We start from the raw sequence: 11,608 nt of genomic DNA, 5'->3' as shown, positions 1-11,608 counted from the left end.
TCTTTAATAATGACCAGGCTAGCTATAATATGCAAACAGGTATACAGGAACTTAATAATCAGGAGGTTGCCATCGCCGGGCTACGGTTTAAGTGATGACGTAGGCCAATGGCAATCACCGCCAGCAGCAGCATCATCACCGCCTCCACGCCGAGAAAACCGATCATCGCCTGCGGATAGCTACCGTGATGATTCCGCATCAGCATTAACAGCAGTGAGCCAAATACCGCCGGACCAAGCCCTAATGTCGCCTGTTGCAGCGTACTCAGCAGCGCGCTGCCAGCACCCGCGTCGTTGGGGGTGATATCGCGCATTCCCACACGATAGAAGCAGTTCACAATCAACGCCTGACCGTAGCCAATCAGCGCCGTGGCGGGCACTAGCGTCAGCGTGGTGGTGGTCTGGCCGTAGTGGTGGAAGGTCTCCATCAGCAACAGCAGGCCGCTAATTTGTACCACTAACCCGGCGACCAGAATGCGTCCCATGCTGTGGCGCGCAATCAGCTTCGGCGCGTACATTGCCGACAGGAAGTAGGCCACGCCAAGGGCGATAAAGCTGTTTCCGGACTGCCACGGCGCCATGCCAAGGCCGGACTGCATGGTCAGCGCCATGCAGAACATAAACCCGGACCAGGCGCTGAAGAACAGCAGCGCAATTACCATGCCGAAGCGAATGCTGGCAAGCTGCAGCAGGCGTGGCGGTAGCAGCGGGTGCTCGCCGCGCTGCTCTTTACGCAACGCGATGGCGCGCATCCAGAACAGCAGCGGAATAATCGCCAGCAGCATCAGGCGCATCGACCACGGCCAGTGCAACTCCGGCCCCAGCGCCATCGGGAATAGCAGGCAGCAGAGGATAAGCCCGAGGCTAAAGGTGCCCTGCCAATCGATGGTTGAGTGTTCATCGCGGCGGGTTTCCGGCACGTAGCGGCGGCTAAAGGCCAGTACCAGCAGGCCAATTGGCACGTTGATAAAGAAGGCGTTACGCCAGCCCATCCCAGCGATATCTGCCGACACCAGCCAGCCGCCGAACATCTGCCCGACGATAAACGAAATGCCGCCAATGCCGCCGTAGAGGCTAATGGCCCTGGCGTGCGCAGTTCCTTTCAGCGTGACGTGCAGGGTGGCGAGGATCTGCGGCACGATAAGCGCCGCGCCTGCCCCCTGAAGGGTACGGGCGGCAAGCAGTGCGGTAATCGAATTAGAAACTCCGCACAGCAACGAAGCGAGGCTAAAAATCGCCACGCCCCACATAAACAGGCGGCGGCGACCGTAGTTGTCGCCAAGTTTGCTGCCCATCGCCAGACAGACGGCAAACGCCACGCCGTACAGCGCCACAATCAGCTCAAGCTGGGTGGGGCTGGCGTGCAGTGACTCGGTGATGGAATCCAGGGCGACGTTGGTAATCGAGGTATCGATTTGGGGCAACATCAGGCCGGTAAGCAGCAGGAAAAGCCCCGCGCGACCGGGTGAAACAGCAGACGTTTTCATGGTGACTCCATTGCGTCATTCAGCGATTGGACGTAGCATCCCTGATTAAATAAACGGGTACCAGTTCCTGGTTATACTGGTACTGGCACTACTATGCTGGAGATACCATGAGCCTCATCAGCGACAGTGAAATGGACGTATTGCAGACACGGCAGATGGATAGCCGTAAGCAGCTGGGTGCATTTCTTCGGGCGCGACGGGAAAGTCTCGACCCGCAGCGGTTAGGGCTACCGCGTAGCGGGCGGCGGCGCACGCCTGGCCTGCGTCGCGAAGAGGTGGCGATGCTGGCGGACGTTGGCGTGACCTGGTATACCTGGCTTGAGCAGGGGCGCGAGGTTAATCCGTCGGTGGCGGTAATGCAAGCGGTCGCCGAAGCGCTCCAGTGCAGCGAGCTGGAAACGCGCCATCTGTTTGTGCTGGCGGGGTTAACGCCGCTGGAATCTTTAAATGTCCCCCAGTGCGAGGGGATCAGCCCCGGCACGCGCCGTATGCTGGACAGTCTGCTGCCTCAACCGGCCAGCATTCAGAAACCAAACTTCGATATCGTGGCGTGGAATGACGCGTTTTGTAGGCTGATGGGCGTTGATTTTTCCCTCATCCCCGAAGATGAACGAAATTGTATCTACCTGTATCTGACCCACCCTGGCTGGCGTAGCCGTCTGGCCAATCCCGACGTGATGGGCAATTTTGTCTCCTATTTCCGCGCCGCGATGGCCGAGCACCGAGGGGAACCGGCGTGGGAGAATAAGCTCGCCCGCTTCTTTGCCGCCTCTGCCGAGTTTGAAACGCTTTGGCACCAGCGCTACGAAGTCCGCGGCGTCGAAAATCAGATAAAAACATTCCGCCATCCCGAGTTCGGTGAGTTTCAGCTCCAGCAGATGTACTGGTACTCCGCGCCGCGCAACGGCTCGCGTTTGCTGGTTTATTTACCGGTAGATGAAGTGGGGGAAGGGGTGTTAGCGAGGTTGTAGTACGGAGACGATCCCGGCGGGGCTTCGCTTGACCGGGCTACCCGGGGTGTGCGTTTTACGATCCGCAATCCATGTTTGACGCAAGAATCTGAACCTTGATGCTATCAGGAGTAGGGTAGGGCAAAACGGGTAAATTAGCCTTTAATGCAATTTGCCTTATATGCTAATATTCAAGGACGAAAATCGTGTTCAGAATTCTTGTTCATGCAGATGCCAGAGAGGAAATGCTGGCATTGCCTGCATCTGCGCAAGCGAAGATGATCGGCAAAATAGAAAAACTTCGGCTAAATCCTACCGTTCTGCGAGAGCCAGACAGTAAACCTCTCTCTCACGGTCTTTTTGAAATCCGTACGGTAGGGATGATTCATTGTCGCGGCATCTATGCATTTCAGCAGGGGCAGACGATTTTCTTACTGCGTGTATTTATTAAAAAAACGCAAAAAACACCTCCAGCGGACATCCGTCTGGCATTAAAACGGCTACAGGAGATGCGGGATGAGCAAGAAAGTAATTGATTGGGACGATCTGAGAGCCGAAATGCTGGAGCGTGCAGACGTGAAAGCGGCATTTGATGCGCAGGAACGGCAGGAACGTCTGCGAGATATGCTGGCGAAGTGGCGTAGCAATGCGGGCCTGACACGAGCGCAGGTTGCGCAGCGAATGGGCGTGAGTGCCCCAACGGTCTCAAGAATGGAAGCCAACGTGACGCGAGCAAGCCTTGATACGCTGACGCGCTATGCGCTGGCTTGCGGGGTGAAACATCCGCAGATCTTGCTGTATTGAGATTTCCCGGCGGGGCTTCGCTTGGCCGGGCTACCCAAGACGAGTAGCCCGGCCAAGCGAAGCCCCGCCGGGAAGACACTAAAGCTAAATCAGATTTCGGTAATCACCGCTTCTTCCGGCAGACGAGATTTTGGCAGCGCTTTGTTGAAGTCTTCCACGCTGTGATACCCAACCGGCACTACCACCAGGCTGGTGAAGCCTTTCTCTTTCAGGCCAAATTCCGCGTCCATAATCTCGGCGTCGAAGCCTTCAATAGGGACTGCGTCCAGGCCCATTGCGCCCATCGCCAGCAGGAAATTGCCCACGTTCAGGTAGGTCTGGTTGGCTGCCCACTGCGCGTCGTCGTGACGTTCTTTACGGTGCAGGTCGGCGAAGAAGGTGCGGCCTTTGTGGTTAGCCGCTTTGGCTTCCGGCGTAGCGAAACGGCCATCGGCGTCTTCTTGATCCACTACTTTTTCCAGCCAGGCATCGTCGATCGCGGTTTTTGCGCAAAACACCACTACGTGGGAAGCATCCAGCATTTTGCGTTCGTTGAACACGTAACCGCCCGCGGCAGATTTGGCGACGCGCGCTTTGCCTTCGTCGGTGCTGGCGACGATAAAGTGCCACGGCTGGGAGTTGGTGCTGGACGGGCTAAAGCGCAGCAGGGTTTTCAGACTGGCAGCCTGCTCAGCGGTCAGCTTTTTGCTGGCGTCAAAGGCCTTGGTGGAATAGCGCGCTTTAGCAACGGAAACGATATCCATAAACACTCCTGAATGATTAAAGGCACCGCGAATCGGTGCGTTGAATCCAGGCAGGTTACCGCGCCATGTCACAAATGAGAAGGGTGTAAAATGCGATAACACTTATCGCATTTCGCAGAAAATCAGACGGGACGGACGCGCTGTTGCACCCGTTTTGGCAGTTTATTAACCACCAGATTCCACGAATCTTCAATCAGGCTATTGAGCAGGTCCACGGTGATTTCATCGCCGGGATAGACCGAAATCCAGTGCTTTTTGTTCATGTGGTAGCCCGGCTTAATGTGCGGGTAGATGGCCTGGTGCAGCAGCGATTGCTCCGGGTCAACCTTCAGGTTGATGATAGGCTCGCCGCGTAGGTAAGCCTTGAGCATAAACATTTTGCCTTCCACGGTGAAAACATCGTACTCCGGCCCGAAAGGCCAGTAGATGTCAGAGAAGGGCAGGGTCAGCGCAAACTCGTGCGCCCGTTCATGCAGCGTTTTACCGTCCATTAGTCACCTTCGGCCAGGGCCAGCCACATCGCTTCGAAGCCTAACGCTTTGAGCTTATCGGCGCGCTGCGGTTCGCGGCTGGCAAATTCAATGGTGGTTTCCGCCAGCGACAGGAACAGCGCGTCGCCAAAGGCGCGGAAGTCATCGGACATAAACACCGGGCGCACCGAGCGCTGGCAGAGCTTTTGCAGCTCTGGGAACATCGCTCTCACCTGGGTGATGGTCTCTTCGGTGATTTTTTCGCTTACCGCCATGCGTCGTAGCGCGTGATGCCCGATAGGATTGCGCACGCCCCAATCGATGTAGCTATTCCAGATGCCATGCGTGAACGCTTTTGGCGATTCGGTTTCCACCAGACCGGCCTTCATTGCTTCGCAGAGGCCGGTTTTCAGATGCAGATAAAGCGCATTAAGAAGGTCGTCTTTGGTGGCGAAATAGCGAAACAGCGTGCCCTCTGCAACCCCCGCGCTGCGCGCAATCAGCGCAGTTGATGCGGCAATGCCGGATTGGGCAATGGCGCTGGTGGCAGCTTCCAGTAACGCTTGTTTTTTATCTTCACTCTTCGGACGAGCCACTACACTTTACCTCTCTGACTGTAAAAAACGTGATTGAAACATGCCGACCCCAGGGACTTCAACGTCGATTGTCAAATTTTGAAAATTGCTTGACGATTTTTTCCCCGTCTTTCTATAATGAGTGCCTACTCACTCATAATCAACCTTTTTAGTGTGGCTTCCTGGATGAAGCTGGTCCAGGGTCAGGATATGAAACCTTTTATCATCAGTGTGGTTGCCATCATGCTTATTGCCAGTGCCGCAAGTTTACCTTTCGTCCTGAACGCCGGTTTTGGCCAGGCACCGCAAGGGGTTGAAAAAAGTCAGATTGAACGCTCACCGAACTACCGTGACGGCGCGTTCCAGAACGCCTTGCCAACGCCTGGCTTTACCGGTGACAAAAATATGGTGATGGCGTGGTGGGAGTTTTTAACCGCCAAACGTGAAAATGCCCGTCCAACCCAGCCGCTGCCGATGGTCCCGACCGCTCTCGCCAGCCTGCCGCTGGGGCAGGACACCATGATTTGGCTCGGCCATTCCTCATGGTATTTGCAGCTGTCTGGCAAGCGCATTCTGATTGACCCGGTATTCAGCAACTATGCCGCGCCGTTCTCTTTTCTGAATAAAGCGTTCCCCGGTAACTACCCGTGGCGCGCCGAGAACATGCCGGAGATAGACCTGCTGATTATCTCTCACGATCATTACGATCATCTCGACTACGCCACCATTAAGGGGCTGATGCCGAAGATCAAACGTGCCGTGGTGCCGCTGGGCGTAGGTTCCCACCTGCGTTACTGGGGGATGAAAGACGAGGTGATTAGCGAGGCCGACTGGCAGGAAAGCGTCACCATCAGCGATGCGCTGAGCGTGCACGTGCTGCCTGCGCGTCACTTCTCTGGCCGCGGGCTGAAGCGTAACCAGACGCTGTGGGCGAGCTTTATGTTTGTGACGCCTACACAGAACATTTATTACAGCGGCGACACCGGCTACGGCCCGCACTTTAAAGCGATTGGTGAGCAGTTTGGCCGCGTTGACGTTGCCATTATGGAAGACGGTCAGTACGACCAGGACTGGCGCTACATCCACATGATGCCGGAACAAACGGCGCAGGCGGCGGCAGACCTTAACGCCCAGCGCGTGCTGCCGGGACATGCCGGGCGCTTCGTGTTGGCAAAACATACCTGGGACGACCCGTACAAACGTCTGGTACAGGCCAGCAAAGATAAAGCGTATCGGCTGTTAACGCCGATGCAGGGCGAGCCGGTATGGCTTGCAGACTCAACACAAACATTCCGTGCCTGGTGGGAATAACCACCGGCTGTAGTTAAACGAGGGGGAAGGGGTGTATGACCGAATTAGCCACTCAGGTTGTCGACACACTGGTCGAATGGATTGACGATAATCTGCATCAGCCACTGCGCATTGATGAAATTGCCCGTCGGGCAGGGTACTCAAAATGGCATTTACAGCGCATTTTTCTGCAACATAAAGGGGAGAGTCTGGGGCGTTACATTCGCCACCGGAAGCTTCATCTGGCGGCAGATGAGCTGTGTACGACCAATCAAAAGGTTTATGACATTTGTCTGAAGTATGGGTTTGATTCCCAGCAAACCTTTACCCGCATTTTTACCCGCACGTTTCATCAGTCGCCGGGTGCCTACCGCAAAGAGAATCATCGTCCGCAGACGCATTGATTCCGCCCCGGGGTCAGCGTAAACGCCTCGGCCGGGCTACAAAACAATCTCATGCCCCGTAGCCCGGCCGAGCGCAGGTACAAACCGGAAACATAGGTAACACTTTAGACCGGATACATGGGTAACAGTTATAACTGGCATAGAAGAGGAGACTCGCTATGCCCTGGACTGAGACCCGACCTATGCAACGCCTTGATTTTATCCGTGCCAGCCAGACTGGCACGATGTCTTTCTCCGCGCTCTGCCGCCTCTTCGGCATCAGCCGTAAAACGGGCTATAAATGGCTCGGGCGTTTTGAGCCCTCAGAGCCTGCGACGCTTTTTGACCGCTCACGCGCACCACACTCACATTCCCGCACCATCCCGCCAGATATTGCTGCCCATCTGATGGCGTTACGACAAAAACACCCTGACTGGGGGCCGAAAAAGCTGCGGATGTGGCTCCTTAATCATCAGGTCGACTTCCCGGTCCCGGCTGCCAGCACCATCGGTGACATCCTCAAACGCCAGGGGCTGGTTCCGGACAGAAAACGCAAACACAGAACCCCCGGTAATCGTCAGCCGCTGACCACTGTCCAGAATATTAATCAGGTCTGGAGCGCTGATTTTAAAGGGAAGTTCAGACTGCTGAGCCGGGAATACTGCCATCCGTTTACGCTAACGGATAACCACAGTCGTTACCTTCTGAGCTGCCGGGGTAACCATCACGAGAACACCGTGTTCGCCCGGCAGTGCCTCACTGATGCCTTCCTTGAATATGGTCTGCCGGATGTACTGCGAACCGATAACGGGCAGCCCTTTGCAGGTGTCGGGGTAGCGGGTCTCAGCCGTCTGTCAGTCTGGCTTATCAAGCTGGGCGTCAGACCCGAGCGCATCAGGAAGGGACATCCGGAAGAAAATGGTCGTCATGAACGCATGCACCGCTCGCTGAAAAGTGCGCTGAAGCACGGGAATATCTTCAGAACGCAGGAGGAGCAACAGGCCTGGTTCAGTCATTACAGAGAAGAGTTTAACCAGGAGCGTCCGCATGAGGCACTGGGAGGAAGTACGCCGGGCCAGGTATGGCGGCCTTCATCGCGTCGCTGGGATGGAAAGGTCCCTGAATATGAGTGGCCTGAGGGGGCACGGCTGTACAGGGTGATGTCGAAAGGAGTAATACACATCGGTAAGGAAGTGTTCCTGAGCGAGGCGCTGCTGGGAGAATACATCATGCTGGAAGAAAAAGATGATGGCGTTGAGGCCATCATCTTTAACGGAATAACGCTTGCTTACTATGACCGGAAAAGCCGTAGTATTATCCGGATAGACTAGGAAAGTGTTACCTATGTTCCCGGTCTGAAGTGTTACCTATGTATCCGGTCGTACAGCAGCGACGCCGGGGAATCGCCGCATTCAATCCGCCAGCGAAAACCAGCGCCGCCACACATAGCGAATCACCAGATACTCAATCGTCCCCAGCGCCAGAAACCACACGCAAAACAGCACGGTGTAAAACTGACTTAGATCCATAAAATGGAAGGTCTCAACCATCTTCTGCGCCAGCGTCAGCCCTAGCGACGGTGCGGGCAGCAGCAGGCAGGAGAGGAACGCCAGCAATAAAATACCGGCGGCGGTCATCAGGGATTCGAGCGGATGCTTCATATCATGTTAATCTTTAGTTAAAGATATTATTGTCCGGTAATTTTTAATGGAACGCAATGTTTCTAATTAAACAGATCTTTTATCGAATAATTAAAATAAATAACCAGACCTACGATAATAATCGCATGCCGAGAAGTGAAATAATGTTCTGGTTTAAATTAAATATAGCTTTCGTAAATTAACGTCATGCTCATGATAATAATTTTACAAAAGTATAAGTACTATATCCAACCAGCGTGGCAATCACGATAGCCAGCGCGATGTACAGCGCTAGGCGGCGTCCTCTGTAGATTCCAAACATAATGACCTCGTTTAGATGGGGTTTAGGAACATTCTGTAATATTAATATTAGTAAATCAACTTAATGTCATTTTGAAATTTAAAAAGCAAAAAATATTTTGGCTTAATAAATATTTTTTTTGCTCGTCGATATTATTCAATGACGTCGCCTTGGCCAGAAAGTGAATTCAGGCTTTCCGTTAGCAGGAATTTAAAAGGAAACCTATCATGTCGAAAATGATGAACAATAAAAACGTGCCGCACGCGGGCTATGACCCACATGAGCACGCCTACCAGCAGACCACCGAGCAGGTGCTGTCGCAGCTGAATAGCCAGCCTGACGGCCTGAGCATGGATGATGCGACCGAGCGTCTGAACACCTATGGCCCGAACGCACTGCCGGAGAAAAAGGGCAAGCCCGCGTGGCTGCGCTTTCTGGCACACTTCAACGACGTACTGATTTATGTCCTGTTGGCCGCGGCGGCGCTGACCGCCGTGATGGGGCACTGGGTCGATACCTTTGTCATTCTTGGCGTGACGGTGATTAACGCCCTGATTGGTCACATTCAGGAGAGCAACGCGGAGAAATCGCTGAAAAGCATCCGCAATATGCTGTCCAGCGACGCGCGAGCGATTCGCGGCGGTAGCCATAAGACGGTGGCAACCACCGAACTGGTGCCGGGCGATATCGTGGTACTGCGCGCGGGTGACCGAATTCCTGCGGACATGCGTCTGATTGAAGCGCACAACCTGCGCGTGGAAGAAGCGATTCTGACCGGTGAGTCCACCGTGGTGGATAAGCACACCGATGCGCTGCACGGTGAACTGCCGCTCGGTGACCGTACCAATATGGTGTTCTCCGGCACCACCGTCAGCGCCGGTGGCGGCGTAGGCGTGGTCGTGGCGACCGGACAGGAGACTGAACTGGGTCACATCAACCAGATGATGGCCGGTATCGAAAAGCACCGTACGCCGCTGCTGGTGCAGATGGACAAGCTCGGCAAAGCGATTTTCGCCATTATCCTGGCGATGATGGGTGCGCTGTTTGTCTTCAGCATGGCGCTGCGCGACATTCCTTTGGGCGAACTGCTGCTGTCGCTGATTAGCCTCGCGGTTGCCGCGGTACCTGAGGGTCTGCCAGCCATTATCTCGATTATCCTGTCGCTGGGTGTACAGGCGATGGCGCGCAAGCGGGCTATCATCCGCAAGCTGCCAACCGTCGAGACTCTGGGCGCGATGACCGTGGTCTGCTCGGATAAAACCGGCACTCTGACCATGAACGAAATGACCGTGAAGGCGATTATCACCGCCGACAGCTGCTACCGTGTGGACGGCAATAGCTACGAGCCGCACGGCAGCATTTACCTGGAAGGCAGCAACGAGCCGGTCAACGTACAGCCGTACACCGTGCTGGAGAAGTATCTGCGTACCATCGACCTGTGTAACGACAGCCAGTTGATTCAGGACGCGCAGGGCCACTGGGGCATTACCGGCGGTCCAACCGAAGGCGCACTGAAGGTGCTGGCGGCCAAAGCTAACCTTGAGCCGCTGCGTACCCAGCTGATTGCCAAGATCCCGTTCGACTCGCAGTACAAGTACATGTCTACCCACTTCCAGTTGGATGACGAAGAAGTGGTGATGGTCACCGGTGCACCGGACGTGCTCTTTGCACTGTGCCAGCAGCAGCAGACCGCCCGTGGCGTCACGCCGTTCGAGCGTAGCTACTGGGAAGCAGAAATGGCGCGCTTTGCCAGCCAGGGGCTGCGCATGGTGGCAGCGGCCACTAAGCCAGCCGCGCCGGGGGCGAAAACCCTCGACCACAGCGACCTGCAGGAAGGTCTTATCTTCCTCGGCATTGCCGGGATGATGGACCCGCCGCGCCCGGAAGCGGTTGATGCGATTCATACCTGCCAGAATGCAGGGATCCGCGTGAAGATGATCACCGGCGATCACCCGCAGACTGCCATGAGCATTGGCCAGATGCTGGGGATCCGCAACAGCAGCGAAGCAATGACCGGCTACCAGCTGGAGCACATGGATGACGCCGAGCTGGCAAAAGCGGCGCTGGAGTACGACATTTTCGCGCGTACCAGCCCGGAGCATAAGCTGCGCCTGGTGAAAGCGTTGCAGGAGAACGGCGAAATCGTCGGCATGACCGGCGACGGCGTGAACGATGCGCCAGCGCTGCGTCAGGCAGATGTCGGTATCGCCATGGGTATTAAAGGCACCGAGGTGACCAAAGAGGCCGCCGACATGGTTCTGACCGATGACAACTTTGCGACCATCGCCAGTTCGGTGAAAGAAGGGCGTCGCGTATACGACAACCTGAAGAAGACGATTCTGTTCATTATGCCAACCAACCTGGCGCAGGGGCTGCTGATTATCATCGCCCTGCTGGCGGGCAATATCATCCCGCTCACCCCGGTGTTGATTCTGTGGATGAACATGGCGACCTCTGCCACGCTCTCCTTTGGCCTGGCGTTTGAAGCTGCTGAGCGTAACGTAATGAACCGTCCGCCGCGTAAAACCGGCCAGCACGTGATGGATGCCTTTGCCGTCTGGCGCGTCGCCTTCGTCGGTTCGATGATTGCCATTGCCGCCTTTATCCTTGAGGCCTGGCTGGCACCGCGCGGCCACAGCGCCGAGTTCGTGCGCACCGTGCTGTTACAGATGCTGGTAACCGCGCAGTGGGTCTACATGATTAACTGCCGCAGCAGCGACCGCTTCTCCCTGAACAGCGGTCTGCTGAAGAACAAAGGCATCTGGCTGGTGACCGGCGTGCTGCTTCTGCTCCAGATGGCGATTATCTACCTGCCGCTGATGCAGACGCTGTTCGGCACCGAAGCGCTGCCGCTGCGCTACTGGGGTATCACGCTGGTGATTGGCGTGGCGATGTTCCTGGTGGTTGAAGTGGAAAAACGTCTGACCCGCCGTTTCCGTAAAACAACATCGTAATTGATAAGCCCC

General features: G+C 55.6%; 12 protein-coding genes. 7 read left to right on the top strand and 5 right to left on the bottom strand.

Going from position 1 to position 11,608, the window contains the following annotated elements:
- Positions 1–58: 58 nt before the first annotated feature.
- Positions 59–1,486 carry an MFS transporter gene (locus MY052_RS17410; protein ID WP_248537484.1) on the bottom strand — a complete coding sequence of 476 codons (1,428 nt, stop codon included), beginning with the start codon at positions 1,484–1,486 and terminating at the stop codon, positions 59–61.
- 131 nt (positions 1,487–1,617) lie between these two features.
- Between MY052_RS17410 and MY052_RS17405 the strand changes: the two genes are divergently transcribed.
- The 3 genes from MY052_RS17405 (at position 1,618) to MY052_RS17395 (ending at position 3,240) form a co-directional block, all read left to right on the top strand.
- Positions 1,618–2,457: a helix-turn-helix transcriptional regulator gene (locus MY052_RS17405; RefSeq protein ID WP_248538959.1), complete on the top strand. Its 840-nt coding sequence runs from the start codon at positions 1,618–1,620 to the stop codon at positions 2,455–2,457.
- Positions 2,458–2,642: 185 nt separating this feature from the next.
- Positions 2,643–2,972 (top strand): type II toxin-antitoxin system RelE/ParE family toxin, encoded by a 330-nt coding sequence (locus tag MY052_RS17400; RefSeq protein WP_202216268.1) that lies wholly within the window; start codon positions 2,643–2,645, stop codon positions 2,970–2,972.
- Positions 2,953–3,240: a helix-turn-helix domain-containing protein gene (locus tag MY052_RS17395; protein ID WP_202216267.1), complete on the top strand. Its 288-nt coding sequence runs from the start codon at positions 2,953–2,955 to the stop codon at positions 3,238–3,240. Before MY052_RS17400 ends, MY052_RS17395 begins: the two co-directional genes overlap by 20 nt.
- Before the next feature lie 89 nt (positions 3,241–3,329).
- Here the strand turns inward: MY052_RS17395 and nfsB are convergent, their stop codons facing one another.
- The 3 genes from nfsB to MY052_RS17380 form a co-directional block, all read right to left on the bottom strand.
- Complete coding sequence (gene nfsB, locus MY052_RS17390) at positions 3,330–3,983, bottom strand: oxygen-insensitive NAD(P)H nitroreductase (RefSeq protein ID WP_202216266.1); 654 nt, start codon at positions 3,981–3,983, stop codon at positions 3,330–3,332.
- A 122-nt stretch (positions 3,984–4,105) separates the two neighbouring features.
- Complete coding sequence (locus MY052_RS17385; RefSeq protein WP_123650073.1) at positions 4,106–4,474, bottom strand: MmcQ/YjbR family DNA-binding protein; 369 nt, start codon at positions 4,472–4,474, stop codon at positions 4,106–4,108.
- Positions 4,474–5,049 (bottom strand): TetR/AcrR family transcriptional regulator, encoded by a 576-nt coding sequence (locus MY052_RS17380; RefSeq protein ID WP_035891760.1) that lies wholly within the window; start codon positions 5,047–5,049, stop codon positions 4,474–4,476. Before MY052_RS17380 ends, MY052_RS17385 begins: the two co-directional genes overlap by 1 nt.
- 165 nt (positions 5,050–5,214) lie before the next feature.
- Here MY052_RS17380 and MY052_RS17375 point away from each other — a divergent pair, with 165 nt between their 5' ends.
- The 3 genes from MY052_RS17375 (at position 5,215) to MY052_RS17365 (ending at position 8,032) form a co-directional block, all read left to right on the top strand.
- On the top strand, positions 5,215–6,339 hold the full coding sequence (locus tag MY052_RS17375; RefSeq protein ID WP_420828623.1) for an MBL fold metallo-hydrolase: 1,125 nt from the start codon (positions 5,215–5,217) through the stop codon (positions 6,337–6,339).
- Positions 6,340–6,374: 35 nt separating this feature from the next.
- The gene (locus tag MY052_RS17370) at positions 6,375–6,722 is read left to right on the top strand and encodes a RamA family antibiotic efflux transcriptional regulator (RefSeq protein ID WP_035891756.1); all 348 of its coding nucleotides are present in this window, start codon (positions 6,375–6,377) and stop codon (positions 6,720–6,722) included.
- Positions 6,723–6,880: 158 nt separating this feature from the next.
- Entirely contained in the window at positions 6,881–8,032 is a 1,152-nt protein-coding gene (locus MY052_RS17365) for an integrase core domain-containing protein (RefSeq protein WP_248537482.1), read from the top strand.
- Between the two features lie 81 nt (positions 8,033–8,113).
- On the opposite strand, the gene MY052_RS17360 is transcribed toward MY052_RS17365, so the two are convergent.
- A complete protein-coding gene (locus tag MY052_RS17360) occupies positions 8,114–8,362 on the bottom strand; it encodes a DUF1158 domain-containing protein (RefSeq protein ID WP_035891755.1) in 249 nt (82 codons plus the stop codon).
- A 507-nt stretch (positions 8,363–8,869) separates the two neighbouring features.
- Here MY052_RS17360 and MY052_RS17355 point away from each other — a divergent pair.
- Positions 8,870–11,596, top strand: coding sequence for a cation-transporting P-type ATPase (locus tag MY052_RS17355; protein WP_420828622.1), 2,727 nt, complete (start codon positions 8,870–8,872; stop codon positions 11,594–11,596).
- Positions 11,597–11,608: the final 12 nt, after the last annotated feature.

Source organism: Kluyvera ascorbata, from assembly GCF_023195735.1.
In the GTDB taxonomy this organism is placed as follows: Bacteria; Pseudomonadota; Gammaproteobacteria; order Enterobacterales; family Enterobacteriaceae; genus Kluyvera; species Kluyvera ascorbata.
Note: the sequence above shows the minus strand (reverse complement) of the source record. Positions and strands in the feature narration are given on the sequence as shown.